This window comes from Fredinandcohnia onubensis (assembly GCF_002734285.1).
Lineage (GTDB): Bacteria > Bacillota > Bacilli > Bacillales > Bacillaceae_L > Ferdinandcohnia > Ferdinandcohnia onubensis_A.
Map to the genome: position 1 here is coordinate 290,599 of NZ_NSEA01000002.1, position 21,996 is coordinate 312,594.

20 protein-coding genes are annotated in these 21,996 nt (G+C 37.6%); 7 read left to right on the forward strand and 13 right to left on the reverse strand.

Going from position 1 to position 21,996, the window contains the following annotated elements; genetic code table 11:
- The first annotated feature begins 190 nt into the window (after window positions 1-190).
- From proI to namA, 5 genes are all read left to right on the forward strand, one after another.
- Window positions 191-1,036: a pyrroline-5-carboxylate reductase ProI gene (proI, locus tag CKJ95_RS02355; RefSeq protein WP_099351811.1), complete on the forward strand. Its 846-nt coding sequence runs from the start codon at window positions 191-193 to the stop codon at window positions 1,034-1,036.
- A 129-nt stretch (window positions 1,037-1,165) separates the two neighbouring features.
- Window positions 1,166-2,359, forward strand: a complete 1,194-nt coding sequence (locus tag CKJ95_RS02360) for an MFS transporter (protein ID WP_099351812.1) — start codon at window positions 1,166-1,168, stop codon at window positions 2,357-2,359.
- A gap of 95 nt (window positions 2,360-2,454) precedes the next feature.
- Window positions 2,455-3,594 (forward strand): CAP domain-containing protein, encoded by a 1,140-nt coding sequence (locus CKJ95_RS02365; protein ID WP_099351813.1) that lies wholly within the window; start codon window positions 2,455-2,457, stop codon window positions 3,592-3,594.
- Window positions 3,595-3,650: 56 nt separating this feature from the next.
- Window positions 3,651-4,463: a hypothetical protein gene (locus tag CKJ95_RS02370; RefSeq protein WP_099351814.1), complete on the forward strand. Its 813-nt coding sequence runs from the start codon at window positions 3,651-3,653 to the stop codon at window positions 4,461-4,463.
- Window positions 4,464-4,566: 103 nt separating this feature from the next.
- Window positions 4,567-5,586, forward strand: coding sequence for an NADPH dehydrogenase NamA (gene namA / locus CKJ95_RS02375; RefSeq protein WP_099351815.1), 1,020 nt, complete (start codon window positions 4,567-4,569; stop codon window positions 5,584-5,586).
- 45 nt (window positions 5,587-5,631) lie between these two features.
- Here namA and CKJ95_RS02380 read toward each other — a convergent pair whose 3' ends face one another.
- Genes CKJ95_RS02380 through rnz form a run of 3 tightly spaced genes read right to left on the reverse strand, consistent with a single transcriptional unit; the run spans window position 5,632 to window position 10,568 of the window.
- Window positions 5,632-8,829, reverse strand: coding sequence for a DEAD/DEAH box helicase (locus CKJ95_RS02380; protein WP_099351816.1), 3,198 nt, complete (start codon window positions 8,827-8,829; stop codon window positions 5,632-5,634).
- Between the two features lie 27 nt (window positions 8,830-8,856).
- On the reverse strand, window positions 8,857-9,606 hold the full coding sequence (gene nfsA / locus CKJ95_RS02385; protein WP_099351817.1) for an oxygen-insensitive NADPH nitroreductase: 750 nt from the start codon (window positions 9,604-9,606) through the stop codon (window positions 8,857-8,859).
- 17 nt (window positions 9,607-9,623) lie between these two features.
- A complete protein-coding gene (gene rnz / locus CKJ95_RS02390) occupies window positions 9,624-10,568 on the reverse strand; it encodes a ribonuclease Z (protein WP_099351818.1) in 945 nt (314 codons plus the stop codon).
- A 260-nt stretch (window positions 10,569-10,828) separates the two neighbouring features.
- On the opposite strand from rnz, the gene zwf reads away from it, so the two are divergent.
- Window positions 10,829-12,316, forward strand: a complete 1,488-nt coding sequence (gene zwf / locus CKJ95_RS02395) for a glucose-6-phosphate dehydrogenase (protein ID WP_099351819.1) — start codon at window positions 10,829-10,831, stop codon at window positions 12,314-12,316.
- A 45-nt stretch (window positions 12,317-12,361) separates the two neighbouring features.
- Here zwf and CKJ95_RS02400 read toward each other — a convergent pair whose 3' ends face one another.
- The 5 genes from CKJ95_RS02400 to mce all read right to left on the reverse strand — a co-directional run bounded on the left by CKJ95_RS02400 (window position 12,362) and on the right by mce (window position 17,427).
- Complete coding sequence (locus tag CKJ95_RS02400) at window positions 12,362-13,615, reverse strand: DNA polymerase IV (protein ID WP_099351820.1); 1,254 nt, start codon at window positions 13,613-13,615, stop codon at window positions 12,362-12,364.
- A 60-nt stretch (window positions 13,616-13,675) separates the two neighbouring features.
- Window positions 13,676-14,137: a chemotaxis protein CheW gene (locus tag CKJ95_RS02405; RefSeq protein ID WP_099351821.1), complete on the reverse strand. Its 462-nt coding sequence runs from the start codon at window positions 14,135-14,137 to the stop codon at window positions 13,676-13,678.
- A 128-nt stretch (window positions 14,138-14,265) separates the two neighbouring features.
- Window positions 14,266-15,384, reverse strand: coding sequence for a tripeptidase T (locus CKJ95_RS02410; protein ID WP_099351822.1), 1,119 nt, complete (start codon window positions 15,382-15,384; stop codon window positions 14,266-14,268).
- A 73-nt stretch (window positions 15,385-15,457) separates the two neighbouring features.
- Window positions 15,458-17,008, reverse strand: a complete 1,551-nt coding sequence (locus CKJ95_RS02415; protein ID WP_099351823.1) for an acyl-CoA carboxylase subunit beta — start codon at window positions 17,006-17,008, stop codon at window positions 15,458-15,460.
- Window positions 17,005-17,427: a methylmalonyl-CoA epimerase gene (mce, locus tag CKJ95_RS02420; protein ID WP_099351824.1), complete on the reverse strand. Its 423-nt coding sequence runs from the start codon at window positions 17,425-17,427 to the stop codon at window positions 17,005-17,007. Before mce ends, CKJ95_RS02415 begins: the two co-directional genes overlap by 4 nt.
- Before the next feature lie 189 nt (window positions 17,428-17,616).
- Between mce and prli42 the strand changes: the two genes are divergently transcribed.
- The gene (prli42, locus tag CKJ95_RS23275) at window positions 17,617-17,709 is read left to right on the forward strand and encodes a stressosome-associated protein Prli42 (RefSeq protein ID WP_165918224.1); all 93 of its coding nucleotides are present in this window, start codon (window positions 17,617-17,619) and stop codon (window positions 17,707-17,709) included.
- Between the two features lie 56 nt (window positions 17,710-17,765).
- Here the strand turns inward: prli42 and CKJ95_RS02425 are convergent, their stop codons facing one another.
- The 5 genes from CKJ95_RS02425 to CKJ95_RS02445 form a co-directional block, all read right to left on the reverse strand.
- Entirely contained in the window at window positions 17,766-18,719 is a 954-nt protein-coding gene (locus CKJ95_RS02425) for an aromatic acid exporter family protein (protein ID WP_099351825.1), read from the reverse strand.
- Between the two features lie 125 nt (window positions 18,720-18,844).
- Window positions 18,845-19,579 carry an amino acid ABC transporter ATP-binding protein gene (locus CKJ95_RS02430; protein ID WP_306475347.1) on the reverse strand — a complete coding sequence of 245 codons (735 nt, stop codon included), beginning with the start codon at window positions 19,577-19,579 and terminating at the stop codon, window positions 18,845-18,847.
- Window positions 19,572-20,231 (reverse strand): amino acid ABC transporter permease, encoded by a 660-nt coding sequence (locus tag CKJ95_RS02435; protein ID WP_099351880.1) that lies wholly within the window; start codon window positions 20,229-20,231, stop codon window positions 19,572-19,574. Before CKJ95_RS02435 ends, CKJ95_RS02430 begins: the two co-directional genes overlap by 8 nt.
- A 39-nt stretch (window positions 20,232-20,270) precedes the next feature.
- Window positions 20,271-21,056 (reverse strand): basic amino acid ABC transporter substrate-binding protein, encoded by a 786-nt coding sequence (locus CKJ95_RS02440; RefSeq protein WP_142353914.1) that lies wholly within the window; start codon window positions 21,054-21,056, stop codon window positions 20,271-20,273.
- A 304-nt stretch (window positions 21,057-21,360) separates the two neighbouring features.
- Entirely contained in the window at window positions 21,361-21,798 is a 438-nt protein-coding gene (locus tag CKJ95_RS02445) for a BrxA/BrxB family bacilliredoxin (protein ID WP_099351827.1), read from the reverse strand.
- Window positions 21,799-21,996: the final 198 nt, after the last annotated feature.

Genomic DNA, 21,996 nt, shown 5'->3' on the forward strand with positions numbered 1-21,996 from the left:
CCTATGAGCTGTTAGGAAAACCTAACCGTCTCCCCCACGATACGGGTTCGAGTGGAACATCGAAAAATTAGCTTTTTTCAAGATGTTAAGTAAGGTGGTACCGCGGATAGCAGACCTATTCCGTCCTTTAACAAGGATGGAGTAGGTCTTTTTATTTTCAATTCAGATTTTATATTACGGAGGGATAGTTATGGAAATGAGACAAAATATCGTGTTTGTTGGAGCCGGCTCAATGGCTGAGGCAATGATTTCTGGAATGCTACAAAAGGAGCTCTTCTTGCCCAATCAAATTTCTGTAATGAATCGCTCCAATTATGAACGATTAGAAGGTCTAAACAAAGAATATGGTGTAACCATAAGCCAAAACAAACAAGAAACAATTGAAAATGCTGGAGTCATCCTCCTAGCGATAAAGCCTAAGGACGTTGCAGAAGCTGTTTTAGCAATTAAGGATCACGTCAATGAAAACCAACTCATCATCTCTGTATTAGCAGGAGTATCGACTACAACCATCACCGACTTACTAAACAAAGATGTTGCTGTAGTCCGTGCTATGCCAAATACATCTGCAACCATTGGAAAATCAGCTACTGCCTTATCCGTCGGAATGTACGCAAACGAAGACCATTTACTCATTGCACGTCAATTATTTGAAACAATTGGGATTGTTACAACAGTCGCAGAAAAAGACCTTCATGCGGTCACAGGTCTTTCAGGAAGTGGTCCTGCATATGTATATTATTTAGTCGAAGCAATGGAAAAAGCAGCTGACGATATCGGTCTTGAAAAAGGAATTGCCAAGGAATTAATCCTTCAAACGATTATTGGTGCAGCGGAAATGCTAAAAAGTTCACCAAAGCCACCTGCTACTTTGCGAAAAGAAGTAACAAGTCCAGGCGGTACAACCGAAGCAGGTATAAAAGTATTGGAGCAATTTAACTACCAACAAGCAATGGTGTCTTGCATAAAACGTGCTACCGCTCGCTCTGCCGAACTTGGTGAAGCTATGCTCCAATCAGTTTCAGAAAAGAATTAAATGTATGATAACAAAGTCAGTAGGATCTTACCAATCCAGAAAAAGTGATTTACTATTGGTAGGATTTTACTGACATTTTTGATATACTATTATTTAGAGTACCGAAATAAATCATGATGGGGAGATTCTATGAGTGCACCGCTTATTAAAGAAACACCACCACAACTAAGTACGCCTACAGAAAAAATTTGGACCCGTGATTTTACCCTAATCTGCATATCAAACTTCTTTATTTTTCTCGGCTTTCAGATGACATTGCCGACAATCCCACTATTTGTAGAACATCTTGGAGGTAATGAACAGCTCATTGGATTAGTCGTTGGAATTTTTACCTTTTCCGCACTGTTAATCAGACCCTTCGCTGGCCATCAACTAGAAATAAGAGGACGACGCTTCGTATATTTACTTGGGCTTGCCATTTTCGTCCTATCTGTTGGCACCTACGGAATCATTTCAAGTTTACTGTTTTTATTTTTGTTTCGAATGGTTCAAGGGATTGGCTGGGGCTTTTCAACAACGGCTTCTGGAACCATCGCAACAGACTTAATCCCTGCCAAAAGACGCGGTGAAGGAATGGGCTATTTTGGTCTGTTCGGAAATATCGCACTAGCTATTGGTCCTTCGTTAGGCCTTACACTTGCTGGTACAATATCCTATACAAAACTCTTTTCCATTTGCGCTATATTAGGTTTAGTCGCACTCATCCTATCATCTAGAATCCACTATAAAAAAATCGAACCAGTAAAAGAAAACCCTAGAAAATGGGACTTTTATGAAGAAACAGCGCTCCCTCCTTCGATTCTATTATTCTTTATAACTGTTTCATTTGGAGGTATTGCAGCCTTTTTACCTTTATATACTTTACAAAAGGGAATATCCGGGATTGAATGGTATTTTCTTTTATTTGCAGTCGCTTTAATGATTTCCCGAACCTTTGCCGGGCGCCTTTATGATCTGAAAGGACATCGTGCCGTGTTTGCACCAGGTGCTTTTTCAATTGTATTAGCTATGTTGCTATTAGCCTGGTTACCTAGTAGTCTTGTACTTTACATAGCAGCTTTTATTTACGGTTTAGGTTTCGGTGCATTGCAGCCTGCCCTACAAGCATGGGCTGTACAAACGGCTCCAGATAATCGAAAAGGGATGGCGAACGCAACCTTTTTCTCTTCTTTTGATTTAGGAGTGGGGATTGGTGCGATTGCCTTTGGTCAAATCGCCTATTTATTAGGGTACCAGTCAATCTACATCGCCTCTGCAATATCTGTACTAATTTCCATTTTGCTTTATTTTACATGGATTGGAAAAAATAATACTTCAGCATAAGGGGCAATAGTCCCCTTTTTCCTTTTTCATCTTAAATCCCTTATCGTTTCGAAAAAAATTGGATAGAATGAATCTTAGGGATTGGAGGTTGACTTATGAGGAGAATCCTTCTATTTATATCTTTCTTATTTTTCCTTTACGCCGGTTGGACAGTAGTAGATAAACTAGCTGCAAAAACTGATAATCAATCAGTTTTAGATACTATTACAACTGAAATTGACAGAGTATCTGAATCTGAAGAACTCGCAAATATAAAAAACAAACTTAACGAAGGTATACACTATATCGAAACATTACTGCAAACCTTTGAAGAAAAGGCACCAGAAAATTCAATTATCGACAAAAAAGACGTCGAAAAACCAGAATTAAATGCCCCAAGTGAACAGGCCTTTTCCATTCACAATATCGAGCTTGGGGAAAGTAAACAGACAGTTGAAGCGAAACTCGGGGATCCAAAACGGGTGTCTTTAAATGAATATGGAACGAACTGGTACACATATCATGAAGACTATCACAATTTTATGTTGGTCGCTTATAATTCGGAGAATAAAGTTATAGGTTTATATACGAATCAGGATCTCATTTCATCAAGAAAAGGAATCAAATATGGGACCCCCAAACAAGAAGCACTTAATCTACTGGGTGAACCAATGACGCGAATTCAAAAAGGTTTTGTCTATTATGAATTTCAGCAGGACCGGGACTATGATGTCTTCCACATAGATAACACCTATGTCACCCTTTTTTATGATAAACATCAAAATAACACGGTGACCTCGATTCAAATTGTTTCAGACGCTCTAGAGCAAAAAAGAGCCGATTTTTACACCGATGCAAGTGAGCAGTTGAAAGAAGGGTTCGAATATCAATTATTTGACCTTACAAATGCATCTAGAGTAAATCATGGACTAGGGGTTCTAACTTGGGATGATCATGTGAAGGAAACGGCTCGAAAGCATAGCTTAGATATGGCGCAAAACGATTATTTTAGCCACACTAATTTACAAGGACAGTCTCCGTTTGATCGAATGATTGAGGATGAAATTTTATTTACCATTGCTGGTGAAAACCTTGCTTATGGACAATTTAGCAGTATCTTTGCCCATGAAGGTTTGATGAACTCAATGGGACATCGAGAAAATATTTTAAAAGAAGAATATAAATATTTAGGTGTGGGAGTCGCCTTTAATACGGAGTCTCACCCCTATTACACAGAAAACTTTTACACAAAATAAGGCATTTCACCTATATCCCTCTCAATTTTTGGTTATCCTACCAAAGAGGTGATTTTGTGAAACTGATACGTTTTTTATTATTCTTAGGCCTTCTAAGTGGCTTTCACAGTGTAACTCTTGCCGGGCAAAATGATGTTGAATATGGCCCTTTTACAATTGTTCAAAAAGAGTATGTTGATTTAGACGGTGATGGTAAAAAGGACATCATTGAGCTTTACGCACGAAAAAATCAATATAACCTTGCGAATGAATGGTCTTTAAAAATCAATGGGGACCAAGTAGGAACCTATCATAATAAACAGGATTTATATCAACTGGCTGAAATGCAGTTTGCAGATGTCATTCAAAACGGGAAACAGGATATTCTCCTCTATTTTCGTTCTATCGGAAATGGAGGTATCACTGGTTTAACTGTCCTAAGCTATACGGGTGAAAAAGTGGAAGAAATCTTTACTGACCCCAATTCTTCAGGATGGTTTGATGAAGCAAAAATGCGTTTTTCAATGAAATACATTGGCGATTATCAAGCCGAATTTATTGATAAGCAATATAGCCTGGAAGCAGTCATTCCATTATCAGAAGAGCGTTACCGGGATTTTCCTGATAAAAAAGAACTTCATGATCGACTTCAAGAAATGGAGACATGGGTGGATCCAGCTTCGGGATATCGTTTCGATAAATTAACCAAAATGAAGCCGCAAGAAATTGTCGCAATTCAGGCTGTTTCTGGAATTGCCCACTATGACGTGATCGCTTATTTCGAAACAAGATATATTTTTGATAAGCAAAATCAAAAATACGTACCAACGAAAGTGGCACTCATAAGCAAAGAAACGGGAAAGAAGTTAACTGAAGCACCTGTTAAATAAGGAAAGGCATCGGCGAAATAAAGTCGATGCTTATTTTTTTAAAATACACGACGAGAATGATATAATATTTAGCACCACGAAATAAATAGGAGGCTTTAATCTCATGGAATCAGCATTATTTTCACCTTATACGATTAAAAATGTAACCCTAAAAAATAGAATTGTTATGTCACCGATGTGTATGTACTCAAGTCATAATGAGGATGGAATGCTGCAGGATTGGCATTATACCCATTATGTTAGCCGTGCTGTTGGTCAGGTTGGGCTCATCATGGTAGAAGCAACCGCAGTGACCCCGCAAGGAAGAATCTCGCCACAGGATTTAGGAATTTGGAGCGATGATCATGTACCGGGTTTAAAAAAGCTTGTTGAGATGATTAAAGCAAATGGCTCAAAAACATCGATTCAAATTGCCCATGCCGGACGGAAAGCAACTGTTAAAGGAGATATTGTTGCTCCTTCTGCAATTGCATTTAATGAAAGATATAAAACACCAAAGGAATTAACAAGTCTTGAAATAAAGGAAACCATTACTGCATTCAAGGCTGGAGCAAGACGTGCAAAAGAAGCTGGCTTTGATATTATTGAAATCCATGGGGCACACGGCTATTTAATAAATGAATTTTTGTCCCCACTTTCAAATAAACGTGAAGATGAATATGGCGGGAGTCCCGAAAATCGCTACCGCTTCCTAGAAGAGGTTATTGAAGCTATGAAAGAAGTATGGGATGGTCCACTAATTGTTCGTGTATCAGCGAATGATTATGCTGAAGGTGGTTTGACTCCTGCCGATTATGTGCAATATGCAAAACGCATGAAAGACCAAGGTGTGGACCTAATCGATGTCAGCTCTGGTGCTGTTGTACCCGCAAAAATTGATGCATATCCAGGCTATCAGGTTAGTTTTGCAGATAAAATCCGCAAAGAAGCCAATATCCCTACTGGTGCAGTGGGTTTGATCACCAAAGCTGTTCAGGCTGAAGAAATTTTAAAAAACAATCGGGCTGATTTAATATTTATTGCTCGAGAATTATTACGTGACCCTTATTGGCCGAGAACAGCTGCTAAAGAGCTTGGTGTTTCAATCGATAGTCCAAAGCAATACGAAAGAGGATGGCTTTAAAAACCAACAAAACAAATCGACAAGTGCCTTTGCCTTGTCGATTTGTTATAACATGAGAAGTTCCCGGATATCTTCTTCTGTCAGTGTCGTTTTATCCTCAGAATCAATAATATCCGAAATGAGGTCACGCTTTTTCTCCTGTAACTCATTCATCTTTTCCTCAATTGTGCCGCGTGCAAAAAGCTTAATCACTTGGACAACCTTTTTCTGACCAATTCGGTGGGCACGGTCAGCAGCCTGTTCCTCGACTGCTGGATTCCACCAAAGGTCATATAAAATGACCGTATCTGCACCTGTCAGATTTAGACCCGTACCTCCAGCTTTTAAAGAAATTAAAAAGAGTTCTCGTTCTCCAACATTAAAACGTTGGCATAATTCCACTCGTTCGTCTGTAGGTGTTTGTCCATCAAGATAGAAAAAAGTATGCCCCCTATTCGATAATTCCCTTCCAATCAACCCAAGCATTTTCGTAAATTGTGAAAAAATCAAAACTCTCCTTCCAGATAGTTTGGATTCCTCGATGATTTGTAAGAGTTGCTCAAATTTCGCAGAACTTCCCTTATAACCGTCAACAAATAAAGCTGGATGACAACAAATTTGTCTAAGTCTTGTGATGCCAGCAAGAATTCGAATCCGATTCTTTCGTATAGTGTCTTTATCAAGATGCTTTAATGTATCATGACGTAGCTTCGCTAAATAGGCAGCATAAAGCTTCTTTTGTTCTGGTAGAAGCTCTGATGATTCAAGGATTTCGACTTTCTCCGGCAACTCTGCAAGAACGTCTTCTTTCAAACGGCGAAGTAAAAATGGACGAACCTTTCTTGCGATATCTTTCCTTGAAAGATGACTATATTCCTTTAACCCCTTGAAAAGCTGTGGAAAAACAACATAATAAATGGACCAGAGTTCTTCAATTGAATTTTCAACCGGTGTTCCAGTTAGTCCAAAACGATGATCTGCTTTTAGTTTTTTAACAGCTCTGGCAGTTTGGGTAACTGGATTTTTAAAGGCTTGAGCCTCATCGAAGAAAACGGTATGGAAGTTTAAAGACTCATACCATTTAATATCACGTCTCAATAATGGATAGGACGTGATAAAAACATCCATATCTTCAGTTTCTTTTTGCAGCGCTCTTCGTTCGGCTTTATCACCATCTATTATAATTGCTTGAAGTTCAGGAGCAAATTTCAAGATTTCATGAAGCCAGTTGTATGTTAACGATGATGGGCAAACAATAAGAACTGGATGCTTTCTTTCTCGAATCGTTTGAAGCTCAGAAACAATAAATGCAATACTCTGTACTGTTTTACCAAGCCCCATATCATCAGCAAGCACACCACCAAATCCATAACTTGCGAGAGTCTTCAACCATTTAAAGCCTTGCTTTTGATAATCTCGTAAAATGGTATCTAAATGGTGTGGAACTTCAATACTCAAATTACTAGGATTTCGAATTGAATCAAGAAATTGGCGGAATGATTCCTCAACTGTATAGATTTCATTGTCATCGAACGAATCCAAAATGGGTAGAGCCTCAATCATCGGCATGTTTAAGGTTGCTTCAAAATCATCGTCCTGGATTGGAACAGCCTTTAAAAATCGCTGAATTTCCTCCATCTCCCTCGATTCAAGCGAGAACAATGAACCATTTTTCAAACGGTAATATTTTCTATTTTCCTCAAGGGCACCTAAAATTTCACGGATTTCCTGGTCTGCAATGCCCTTCATTTCAAATTTAAACTCAAGCCAATTTGTACGTTCTTTTTTTATTTTCACCCTTATTTTTGGATGTTCACTTTTAGGTAAAATGCGATTTCGAATAGCTGTTGTAGCATAAATCTGACAGTGAGGTTGCAGCTTTGGAACGATATGATACAAAAACTCATACTCAAGTTCCTCATTATGCAAGTAATACCCACCCTCAGTCTTCGAAAGACCGCTATCATCCATAATTCTTAGAATTTCATCCTCTTTTTCAATATCCCTAATCACCATTGGTCCTGTTGGAATATCCCGGTTCTCAAGTGGTTGGATAATGGTATTTTCATAATGAAATTCAAGCCCTGCCAGCAGTTTATTTCGAAGGCGATCCAAGTAAAGCTTAGCGACAAGTGGAGTTTTCATAAATTCTTTGAAAATGTCTTGAGACATGTGAACGACACCAATCTTTTTCAAGCTTGGTACTATTTTTTTTAGAAAAAATTGAGCTTGTTCCTTTGGAATAGGAATATGATTAGCATTAGGACTTACAAGCATGTTCTTTAGTTCGAATAAGCGGTCACAATCTTGTTCCGATATTTGATAGAGTCGTCCATCACTCAACACAATATGATAGGATTTTAAAATAATCATTCTGTTAAACCCTTGAATAGTTAATTGATAGTCACTTTCTTCCCCTTCTTCAAATGAAAAATGCAGTGGTGGTGGCTCTTCTTCGATTTGAAGGCCTTCATACGTATAGCTATTGTTTTTAATATAAACGGATGGGCATTTCGATAATAAAGGTACGAGAACTTTCCAAGAAGATGGCGGAATTAACAGTATTTCACGAGTTTCCAGATCGTCTAATGAGTTAACTTCAAAATAAACTTTTTCATCCTCAGTAACTTTAATCAATTGGTGTAGTAGAGTATCTACTTCATATAAAAAACAATGGAGATTTGGATCATATGAAAATTGTTCGGATATTTCACTAGGCTTTCCTTGTTTTATATCCTCAAGAAACCTACGAATATCATGTACCCCCATCTGTTCAATCCCAATTTCCAATCCAATTAAGACTTGCTCATTCGAAACCTTAACGGGTTTACATGTGAATCGAACATTAAGTACTTCTCTTTTTTCAAAATGAAGCTGATGGCCACTTGAACGTAACGGCCGATTTGTAAATAATGTCATGAAATCATTCGTCAATTTTTCGTTAGTAGAAGTTTGAATTTCATCGAAAGCTAATGGCTCTTGATTTTGCTGTTCATGTATCGCAATCAAAACGGCAGCTATATGCTGACATTCCTTATCAAAATTGGCAAGAGTTGGACAACTGCATGTAGTCTCTAATTTTCCTTGCCCATTTTTTTCAATCGTTACGTGAAAGTCCTCTGCCCCTTTAACAATAGCTTTGCATTTATTTGATCCATATTCAGTAAATAGAACCTTGTTTGTTCGATAAAAAGCGTCCCCTCTTTTAAAGGAGACGGTTCCACACATTTCTTTTATCAATTTATGTTTGATTTTGACATCCATGGATTCCGACTCCTTTCTATCCTAGGTTTACTTTTGATTTAACCCTTGTCCTTTTACAAAATCCTTCATATACATCCGCTTCGGATTTTCAAGCATGTTAGCCATCTGCCCCGTCCATGTATCTGAACGTTTTCCATTTGTACGTGCTTGATAATAGTCGGAGATAGTTTGATTGTAGGTAACCAACTCTTGTTTAAATAAGTCTTCATCCTGCTTATATTCATCTTCATGATAAATATGCTCGAATGGAAGACGTGGTTTTTTATCAGGCATTTGAGCTGGGTAGCCTACCGCAATTCCGAAAAGAGGAATCACAAATTTAGGGATATGAAGAAGCTGGCAAACCTCATCAAGATTATTACGCAGCCCACCAATATAGCAAGCACCCAAGCCCATTGATTCTGCTGCAAGTACTGCATTTTGAGCAGCTAAGGCAGCATCTATAGTAGCAACCATAAATTTTTCCGTACTCTCCAATGAAGCCGATAAGTCCTTTTCCTCCATTTGGCTAATAACCTGGTGACGATTAAGATCCCCACAAAACACAAAGAAATGTCCATTTTCTGCGACATAGGCTTGGTTACCGACGATTTCTGCGAGCTTCATCTTCTTTTCTGAATCTCTCACGCCAATTATGGAATAAGCTTGAATAAAACTAGATGTTGAAGCCGCTTGGGCACTCTTAACAATCGTACGAATTTGTTCATCTGATAATAATTTTTCTTCAAATTTACGAATGGAACGGTGATTCATAATTGTTTCAATAACTGTATTCATTGTTATGTTCCTCCAATCTAGTTGTCCTTATTTTTCGTTTGGTTTGATTTCACATCGAATCTTAAGAAATCCTTTGCCATATAAGTCGTCTTAAACACTTGCTGTGCTTCCTCCAGAAGCACCTGACTATCATCGCCTTGATATCTAGAGCTTATATGCGTCAGTATTAATTGTTTGACCCCAGCTTGTTTTGCAACATTGGCCGCTTGAGTTGTGGTAGAGTGAAAATAATCATGAGCTAAATCGAACTCATTTGAACTAAATGTTGCTTCATGGATGAGTAAATCCGCACCCTTTGCGAGTTCAATACTCTCCTTAACATAGCGGGTATCACCTAAAATAGTCACAATACGTCCTTTTTTAGGTGGACCAATATATTCCTCCCCATTAATCTGACGACCATCGTCGAGGATAACTGTTTGCCCTTCTTTAATTTTTTGATAGATTGGCCCAGGTTTAATTCCTTCTTTAGAAAGCTTATCCACAAGCAATGTTCCTGGAAGATCTTTTTCTACAATTCGATAGCCAAAGGATTGAATCCCATGCTGTAATTCTTTTGCAGTTACACAAAATTGTTCATCCTCAAAAACCACATCTTCTTCAATTTCAACAATTTCAAGCGGATATCGAATATGTGTGGTACTTACCTTTATCGAAGTTTCAATAAATGCTTTTATTCCCTTAGGACCATAGATGGTTAATAAGGACTCACCACCTTGAAAGGAGCGACTTCCTAATAACCCAGGTAAACCAAAAATATGGTCACCATGCAAATGAGTGATGAAAATTTTTTCTATTTTCCCTGGCTTTATGGATGTATGTAATATTTGATGCTGTGTTGCCTCCCCACAATCAAACAACCAGGTGGCCCTACGTTCATCAAGCAATTGTAAAGCAATTGAAGTGACATTCCGCTCTTTTGCGGGTACCCCTGCACCGGTTCCTAAAAATACGACTTCCACTCAGAAATCCTCCAAATAATTTTAAAATTTTTATGCTTATCTATCGATTATATTCCATTACCTACTATATCATATTCTGCCATTTGTTCTCTAGATAAGCCACTCCAACCATTCCTTCCAACGGTTTTCGAATATCCATTCCTTGTTAAGGCATACTTTTAAAAGGAGTTTGAAAAATTCATACGAATTAGTTGATTTACTAAACAAAAAAGTATACATTAAATAAATATCACTAAAGCCTTAAGAAGTGGGGGATTATTATGACAAATACAGCACCAAAATCAATCGTGGTTATTTTTGGAGCAACAGGTGATTTGGCAAATCGAAAGCTTTACCCTTCTATATATAACCTTTATACGAAAGGAAAACTCTCTGAAAATTTCGCGGTTATCGGGGTGGCAAGACGTCCTTTAGAGAATGAAGAATTCCAACAAAACGTAAGAAATTCTGTCTCAGGAAGATTTGAGGAAAATCGTGAGGATATCGAGAAGTTCTCAAAACACTTTTACTACCTTCCGTTCAATGTGAATGATCGTGCTTCTTATAAAGAATTAAAGGAACTAGCTGAAAAACTAGATTCAACCTACAAAACAGAAGGTAATAGAATCTTTTATTTAGCAATGGCTCCAGAGTTTTTTGGAACAATAGCTGTCAACATTAAAGCTGAAGAATTAACTGATACAGAAGGTTATACAAGACTTGTAATTGAAAAACCTTTTGGACATAACCTGCCATCTGCAAAGCAATTGAATGAAAAGCTTCGTCATGCTTTCTCAGAAGATGAAATTTACCGAATCGACCATTATTTAGGAAAAGAAATGGTCCAAAATATTGAAGTCATCCGCTTTGCAAACGCAATATTCGAACCACTTTGGAATAATCGTTACATATCAAATATCCAGGTCACATCAAGTGAAGTACTTGGAGTAGAAGATCGGGGCGGCTATTATGAAAAATCAGGCGCTCTCCGAGATATGGTACAAAACCATATGCTTCAAATGGTTGCATTATTAGCGATGGAACCGCCGATTAAATTAAATACCGATGAGATTCGCAGTGAAAAAATAAAAGTATTACGTGCCCTTCGCCCATTAGAAGAAGGGGATGTAAAAAAGTACTTCGTTAGAGGACAATATGATGCTGGTACGTTAAATGGTAAACAGGTTCCTGGTTACCGAGAAGAGGAGAAAGTAGACCCTGCGTCAAATACTGCTACATTTGTTGCAGGTAAGCTTCTAATCGACAATTTCAGGTGGGCAGGCGTTCCTTTCTATATCCGTACCGGTAAGAGAATGAAGGAAAAATCAACAAAAATTGTGGTTCAATTCAAAGACATTCCGATGGATTTATATTATAAAGAGGAAAATGAACAACAAAATCCTAACCTGCTTGTCATTAATATCCAGCCCGATGAAGGTATTACACTTTATTTAAATGCGAAACGACCGGGTCAAAACACTATGACATTACCTGTTAAACTTGATTATTGTAATAACTGTATTGATGGTATAAACACACCAGAAGCTTATGAAAAGCTTATTTATGACTGTATGATGGGTGATACAACAAACTTTGCTCACTGGGATGAAGTGGCCCTTTCATGGCGCTACGTCGACTCAATTTCAAAGGTTTGGGAAAACCAGATTGCAACTGAATTCCCAAATTATCCATCTGGTTCTAATGGACCTAAGGCGTCTGATGAACTATTAGCAGAAGATGGGTTCCACTGGTGGCCAGTTGAAGACTAAGTTCAAAAAAGCCCCCGACTCTATATGAGTTGGGGGCTTCGCTTTTTAGTCGCTTAAGAAGTCTTTCTCAAAACTTGTTCCATGTTCATTATCTCGGTTTTTTTTATCTTTAGGTAGTTTAACACCTTTTGATACGATCTCATCCCCGTACTTCCCTTTTAATTCATCAATCACTTTAAATAAAGGTTCTTTTTTCGCTTCCTTCTCATAGGAAAAAAGATCAAGTTGTTTAAATGCCTCTTGTTTCTCAACAAGTTCCTGGGCTGTAACACCTAATAATCGAATTGGTTCCCCGTTCCAATGTTTTGTCCACAGGCGCTTGGCCGCTTTATAAATTTCTTCATCCTGATCAATTGGGTTATCAAGTTTCCGACTTCTTGTTACTGTTTTGCGATCAGCATATCGAATCATCAGCTGGACATTATTGGATAGCATATCCTTCCTTCTTATTCGTGCGCCAACAGAATTCGATAGTCTTTTGATAACACTGAGAAGCTCGTCCTCATCTGTTGAATCATATGGTAATGTTGTCGAATTACCGATGCTCTTGAACTCGGATATTGCATCAGGGTCAACTAGTCGGTTGTCAATTCCATTTGCTCTTTGCTTAATCCGTTCACCATTAATTCCTAATAATTGCTTTAATTGAATATCGTTGCCCTTAGCAAGGTCGCCAATTGTCTGAATATTGATTGCAGCTAATTTTTCAGCCGTTTTTGAACCTACTCCATGCATTTCTCCAACTGGCATGGGCCAGAGAATGATTGGAACATCCCGCTTCCGCAATACAGTGATCCCTAATGGTTTTTTCATATCGGATGCCATTTTTGCTAGAAATTTATTTGGTGCAATTCCAATGCTACAAGGAAGTAGAAGCGTTTTTTGTAAGGTTTCTTGAATGGAAGTCGCAATCTCAATCGGGGACCCCTTTTCATAACATCCCGTAATATCCATATAGCCTTCGTCAATTGAAACTGGTTCAACTAAATCCGTGTATGTGCGAAGGATATCAAACATAGCCAGTGAAGCCCTACGGTAGCGTTCAAAGTTTGGTTTACGAACGATAAGGTTTGGGCATTTTCGTTTTGCCTCCCATAAAGGCATCGTTGTTTTCACTCCAAAGGCACGAGCCTCATAGCTGCAGGTGACAATAATGCCTTTACGCTCTTCTACATTCCCTGCAATCGCTAAAGGCTTACCCTGTAAAGAAGGATCATAGGCAACCTCGACTGATGCGTAGAAGCTATTCATGTCCACATGTAAAATAACCTTCCCATTTTTCGGATACATTTCTTTCATGATTTGCACTTCCTACTATTAATCCATAACAATAGTTTAACATAGAAAAAGCCACCTATTCTATTGGTGACTTTGAATGTGATCCTCAATCATATCAAATCCTTCAAGACTATCAAACAGTTTATCAACGTCAAGTAAAGTAATCAATCGATTCTCAAGGGTCGCAACTCCTGTTATGTACAGGGAAAGCTGGTAGGTCAAACTCAATTGTTTCAATTGAGTTTGAGGGATATCCATTATTTCTATCGCATCATCGACAAGTAACCCCACTGATAATGAATCTGTTGGAGTAACGATAATCTTCGTTTTATCTGTATGGGTTGTTGGTTTATTAAATAATATAATTCCTGCATCAACAATCGGAATGAGTTGATCACGAATCGTTAACATACCTAGCAAAAATGTTGGCATTTGCGGAATAGCGTTTAACTTTTGAGCTCTTTCTATAGATATTACTTTTAAAACAGGAATGCCAAATTCCTCATTCCCTGATGAAAATACAACGACTTTTTGATCTTCCATCAAACATTCACCTCAGGTCTATTGACAACAATCTATGTTCTATATCTATCATACTTTACCTATATACTAAAGGAAATAAAAAAAGTGAAACTCCCTCAATCAAGAGAGAATCCCACTTTTTCAGTACTTTATTTTGCAACTTCTTCAACAATCGCAACAATAAGTTCAGCAGTTTTAACTAGTTCTTCTACTGGCATTTTTTCATTTGTTGTGTGAATTTCTTCATATCCTACAGCAAGATTTACAGTAGGGATGCCGTGTCCTGCGATGACGTTGGCATCACTACCCCCACCGCTTTTTTGGAGGGCGCTTTGACGACCAATTTTCGCTACAGCTCGTTTTGCAACCTCAACAACATGGTCGCCATCAGCAAACTTGAATCCAGGATACATGACCGTAATTTCAACCTCAGCTCTGCCACCCATATCAGCAGCAACAGATTCAAAAGCAGCTTTCATTTTCTGAACTTGAGCTTCCATCTTTTCTGTCACTAAAGAACGTGCCTCAGCTAAAATTTCAACATGGTCACAAACAATATTTGTTTGTGTGCCCCCTTCAAAACGCCCAATATTAGCAGTCGTTTCTTCATCAATACGTCCTAGTGGCATTTTTGCAATGGCTTTTGCTGCCATCGTAATTGCTGAAACACCTTTTTCAGGGGCAACACCTGCATGAGCTGTTTTTCCGATAATTGTTGCTCTTACCTTAGCTTGTGTAGGTGCTGCAACAACAATATCTCCAACTTTTCCGTCACTATCTAGTGCATATCCATATTTGGCTGTAATCATCGAGCGGTCTAATGCTTTAGCACCGACAAGACCAGATTCCTCGCCTACAGTAATAATAAATTCAATTGTACCGTGTGGGATTTGATTTTCCTTCAGAACACGGATTGCTTCAAACATAGCCGCAAGGCCTGCTTTATCGTCTGCTCCTAAGATCGTTGTTCCGTCTGAGACAATATAACCATCCTTGATCGAAGGTTTAATACCTTTGCCAGGGACAACTGTATCCATATGAGAAGTAAAGTAAATGGGATCCACATCATTTTTTGTGGCTTCAAGAGTACATATTAAATTCCCTGCGCCGTGTCCTGTTTGACTAGTGGTGTCATCTTCTACAACATGTACACCTAAAGAAGTAAATTTTTCTTTTAGAACCTTTGCAATTTCTGTTTCGAATTTTGTTTCTGAGTCTACTTGTACGAGCTCTAAAAACTCATTAACAAGTCTGTCATGATTAATCATACTATGTACCTCCAAGATGAATAGGTTAATGTTTTTAGCCTATCATATTATCATCAAAAATCAAATTGTTGAATTATAACGGAATGTTCCCATGCTTCTTATTAGGACGTGTTTCTTTTTTGTTTCGTAGCATTTCCAAGGCTTGGATGATTTTAATTCTTGTTTCTCGAGGATCGATGACGTCGTCCACCATTCCTTGGCTTGCTGCTACATATGGATTGGCAAATTTTTCACGATACTCTTCGATCTTTTGCGCACGTGTCTGTTCAGGATTATCACTTTCGTTGATTTCACGTGCAAAAATAATATTAGCTGCACCCTGTGGGCCCATTACTGCAATTTCAGCATTAGGCCAAGCAAAAACTAAATCCGCGCCAATTGATTTACTGTTTAGCGCAACATAAGCACCTCCATATGCCTTTCTAAGAATCACAGTTAACTTAGGTACCGTTGCTTCTGAGTACGCATATAAAATCTTTGCTCCGTGGCGGATAATCCCTCCATGTTCTTGCTTTACCCCTGGGAAGAACCCTGTCACATCCTCAAATGTAATAAGTGGGATATTGAAGGAATCACAAAAACGAATGAATCGTGAGGCTTTATCAGATGAATCAATATCAAGTCCACCTGCCATGTATTTTGGTTGGTTACAAACTAACCCAACAACCTCTCCTTTTACTCTTGCAAACCCGACAACAATATTCTTCGCAAAATCTTTATGAACCTCCATGAATGTATCAGCATCGACTACTTGGTTGATAACTTTACGAACATCATAGGGTCTGACTGCATCGAATGGAATGATTTCTGTTAAATCAGGTCGGTAATCATCATTTTCCTCAACCGGTAGAATCGGAGCCTTTTCTTCATTATTTTGGGGAAGATAGCTCACTAAAGCTCTTACTTGTTGCAGCACCTCTTCTTCAGTTTCCCCTGAAAAATGTGCGTTCCCGCTTATTGAATTATGTACGTTTGCCCCACCTAAATCCTCTGAGCTAATTTTCTCACCCGTTACGGTTTCAATAACCTTCGGCCCTGTAATAAACATTTGAGACGTCTTTTCAACCATAAATACAAAATCAGTTATCGCAGGAGAATACACAGCACCACCAGCACATGGACCCATAATCACCGAAATTTGAGGGATAACTCCAGAGTAGATTGCATTCCTATAAAAAATGTGACCATATCCATCAAGAGAAACGACTCCCTCTTGGATTCTTGCACCACCCGAATCATTTAGGCCTATGAAAGGTGCCCCGTTCTTTGCAGCTAGATCCATCACATTCGCGATTTTTTTCGCATGCATTTCTCCGAGTGCTCCACCAAATACCGTGAAATCCTGTGAAAATAAATAAACCGGTCTGCCATTGATTTTTCCGTAGCCTGTTACAACGCCATCCCCGGGTCCTTTTTTATCTGCTAAGCCAAAGTCCGTGCTGCGGTGTTCAATAAAAGGATTTAACTCTACAAATGTTCCTTTATCAAGTAATAAGTCGATTCGTTCTCGTGCAGTTAATTTACCTTTTTCATGTTGTTTATCTATTTTTTCATCTCCGCCACCTAATTCGACTTCACGACGGCGATCATATAGTTCATTAATTTTTTCATAAATATCTATCATTTTTTCGTTTCCCCCTTGCTAGGTTTCTCACAAAGCTCAAATAAGACACTACCTGTAGATTTCGGATGCATAAATGCAATTTTTGCACCACCTGCACCGAGCTTGGGCTCATCTGCAAGCATTCGAATACCATTTTCCTTCATATCTTGTATACGGGCTTCAATCGATGAGACACCTAAAGCAATATGATGAATTCCTTCGCCACGTTTTTCTATAAATTTTGCAATTGGACTTTCTGGTGAAAGAGGCTCCAATAGTTCAAGCTTTGATTCTCCTATGTTAATGAAAGCAACTTTTACATTCTCTGATTCTACTTCTTCAATGCCTTCTAATTGGAGATTAAGAATATTTGTGTAAAAAGGGAGGGAATTTTCAATCGATGAGACTGCAATTCCAATATGGTCTATTTTTTTTATCATGTTTTCACTCCTCAAGCGAGCGCTCGCTCAATAGTTGTAAGCGTTTCATATAATAACTATATTGTAGCATGAACTCATAATAATTTGTGTATTTTCAGTTATAATGAATAATACATAATGGTTGTCCAAGTTGGTTTTTCAAGGTAAAATATTAATAAATAAGTATGTAAGCAGAAGGGAGTAAGTGACATGTCCCGTAAAACTCAAAAGATTGTTGTATATTTAATGATTGGAGTAATGCTAATTACTACCCTCTTAGCAGGCGTAGGTATGTGGTTTTAAACCAAACATAATAGCGTTAGAGGTGACCATTTTGGTCACCTCTAAACGTTATATTATTAGGTTGGCAGACCCTTAAACAGTCTTTTTATAATTAAATACTCTTCCATTTCTTTTATAAATTGAAAGAGAGCAGCTCTTGTTTCAAATTCCTCTCGAGTTACTGGCAATGGCATTTCCCTAAACTCTTTACGCATGGATTCCAGTTTCTTCAAAAATACAATCGCCGTATTTCCAGGATGAATGGACTGGCTCACCTCCATAATAAAATCGGCAACCATTTTCCCCTGTTCCACTGACTGAGTCATTGAAGTAATAGTAGGTAACATTCTTTGCAGAATCTCGAACTGCCTTTCTCGCATTTCGAAATAAGTATAATATAGATTTTCATCCCTCATTAAGTTATTTTCAACATCTCTATATGCAATGCTTTTCGCTTTTTTTAATAATTCCTCAACAGCTGTTATCTCCCGACCATCCCAAATACTATCACCTGTTCGAAGATAATGGACCATTTCGTTTAATATATTTCCAAATAGGGTTTCAATTTCTTGTTGGTATGCCTTAAGTTGCTTGTCCACACTTGGCATATATAGATTTACAAGTAGAGCAACACCTATACCAATGATAATTAACCCTAGTTCGTTAACAATTAAATTTAGTGTTACATTACCTGCTGAAAATATATGTAATATAATTACGGTACTCGTTACGATTCCATCTTTAGCTTTTAGAATAACTACTGTAGGGATAAAAAATAGCAGTAATAACCCGATTGTAAATGGATGATAACCAATACCCTCGAAGAATACAAACGAAAATATGATTCCAACTACACATGCAACAAATCGCTCCCATGAACTTTCCAGCGATTTTTTTCTTGTTACTTTAATACATAAAATTGTTAGAATTCCAGCAGATGCAAAACTATCTAGTCCAATTAGTTTTGCGATGGATATAGATAACGTTGTACCTATAGCTGTTTTTAACGTTCGATAACCTATTTTAAACATAAACCGGCTCCTAAAAATCCATAATAAATTTATTATATTGTTATATATAGGAAAAACAAAACATATTTACTAATCTTACTACACTTAATGAACGAAAAAAAGAATGATCAAGTTGATCATTCTTTTTATAGAACCTTTTCTAAGAAGTCCTGCGCACGTTTGCTATTTGGATTTGTGAAAAACTCATTTGGAGTTGTTTCTTCGACGATGACTCCATCATCCATAAAGAGTACCTTATCTGCTACTTCGCGAGCAAAGCCCATTTCGTGGGTTACAATTAACATCGTCATCCCTGTATGAGCCAATCCTTTCATAACATTAAGAACCTCTTTTACCATCTCAGGATCGAGTGCTGAAGTTGGCTCGTCAAATAACATAATTTCAGGTTCCATCGCTAAGGCTCTTGCGATTGCTACCCTTTGTTTTTGACCACCAGAAAGGCGATTCGGATATTCATTGGCCTTTTCTGATAAGCCAACCTGATTTAACAATTCCATCGCCTTACTTTCCGCATCATTCTTGGAAAGCCCTCTAACCTTCATTGGTGCATAAGTGAGATTTTGAAGGACTGTCTTATGTGGGAACAGGTGGAAGTGCTGGAACACCATCCCGATATGCTCACGAACCTTTGTGATATTCGTCTTTGCATTTGTGATCTCATCTTGACCAACCCAAATCTGTCCCTGTGTCGGTTTTTCAAGTAAATTTAAACATCTAAGAAATGTAGATTTTCCAGACCCAGAAGGACCAATAATCGCTACAACCTCTCCTTGTTTAAAGGTGGTCGTAATCCCTTTTAACACATTTAACTTGCCAAAAGATTTATGAAGACCTTCAACTTTAATATGATCATTACTCACTACGACGCAACCTCCTCTCAAGTCTTCCGCCTAGGAATGTGAGGATTGTAACGATAACCCAATATACTAGACCAGCAATTAATAATGGTTCAAAATAGCGGAATGTGTTTGCTCCGACAACTTGAGCCCGTCTCATAATATCCAATAATCCAATTGTACTTACAATTGCAGATTCCTTCGTTAAGGTAATAAATTCATTTAAGAGTGCTGGTAAAATATTCTTGACTGCTTGTGGCAGGATAATATCTATCATCATTGGTCGGTATGAAATCCCAAGCGCTTCTGCCGCTTCCTGTTGGCCTTTATCAACTGCCTGAATACCTGCCCTAATGATTTCAGATATATATGCACCTGAATTTAGTCCGAACGCCAAAACTCCTGCTACAAATTTATCAATATCATATTGAAAAAGCTGTGGAACTGCAAAATAGATTAGAACCAATTGAAGGATAAGTGGTGTACCTCTAAATATAGATGTGTAAATATCCGCAAACCACTTTAAAAATGAAACTTTGCTTATTTTAAAAACCGCTAAAATTGTCCCGAGAATTAAACCTAAAATTGCCGATACTAGTGCAAAGGAAACCGTAATGCCGATCCCTTCTAGTATAAACGGAATTGAAGGCAGGATTCCGGAGAAGTCAATATCCAAACCCATGCCTTACACCTCATTTCTACCAAAAATTTTGACCTATTCTTCCATCCATTGTTTCTGTAATTTCTCTAATTCGCCGTTCTCTTTCATTTCTTCTAACACTTTATTAAATTCATCTACTAGCGCATCACCTTTTGCAAAAGCAATCGCCATACCTGGTGAAGCCTCAGTTGGATCGTCGAATCCAGCTAGGTCAAGTTCTTCAATAAATCCAACCGCAACAGTTTTATCTAAATATACTGCATCGATTCTTCCTGCTTTTAACTCTTGAATTAGTTCTGGCGCTTTATTTAAAGCTGAGATTTCAAGACTTTGTAATGTTTCTTCCTTGATTTTTTTAGCGCCTTCTTCTTGAATAGAACCTAATTGTACTCCGACTGTTTTTCCTTCTAAGTCTTCTAATGTTTTAATTTCAGAATCCTTTAATGTTACAAACATTTCACCTGATTTATGGTATTCCATTGAAAAATCAACGCTTTTCTTACGTTCTTCCGTTGCTGACATACCTGAAATGATAAAATCAAGGCGTTCTGATTGTAATGCACTTATTAGTCCACCGAAATCCATATTTTCAATTTTAAGCTCATAACCTAGTTTATCCGCAATTGCTTTTGCTAAATCAATATCAAACCCAACATATTCTCCTGTTGCTGCATCAATTGTTTCAAATGGTGGGAAATCTGCTGACGTTCCCATCGTTAAAACCTTTTTTTCTTCAGTTCCTTCTTCAGATCCTGTTGCATTGTCGTCGCTTGTCCCACATGCTGCTAAAAATGCAATTGATAAAATAGTAAACAATGTTACTAGTAAAAACTTTTTCATTATGTTTTCCCCCTATGTCATTACTTATAATTATTCGATAGAATGTATTTTAACACATCTGCATAAATATACAATATGTTTTTTAAAAATAATAATTGATTAATAATTCTATTATTTGCTTCGAGCTTGTTATTATTCTGCTTACAATGGGCTTTAGGGGATAATTTGCAGTGCAAAATCATTCCAATAATTCACACTAATCACTTTACTAATATAAACAATTAAAGTAGAAAAGCGATAAAGAAAAAACTATATTATGCATATTTTTATTATTTATCTCAAAAAAAGAAGCCTTTAAGGCTTCTTATACTTCTTCACAATATTCTTCAAAGGAATCCTGTAATTTATTAATTACATCCATTGGTTCATGTCCTTCAATTTCGTGACGCTCAATCATTCTTACAACCTTACCATCTTTTAATAATGCAAATGATGGAGATGATGGCGGATAACCTTCAAAATAGGATCTCGCTTTTTCAGTTGCAGCTTTATCTTGACCAGCAAACACGGTCACTAATTGATCTGGACGCTTATCATAATGGATTGAATGTGCTGCTGCTGGTCTTGCAATTCCACCTGCACAACCACAAACTGAGTTAACCATTACTAATGTTGTACCTTCTTTACTTAGTGCTTCCTCAACCTCTTCAGGTGTTTTTAACTCTTGGTAGCCAGCTTCCGTAATTTCTTTACGAGCTGTTGTTACTATATCATTCATAAACAGATTGAAATCTATCTCCATTTATAACACTCCTCCACTTAGATAATTATTTTGCCTTCTTTAATAATATCAATTTACAACATGTTTTTACAAACGATAATGCTTTGATTAATTTACCAATAGAATGTTTAAAATTACATTATTCGGGTATTCTATAAATACATCTAGATCATACCCCTAAACTCCCTAGATGGAAGGAAAGCAATATTTTGCTCTCCT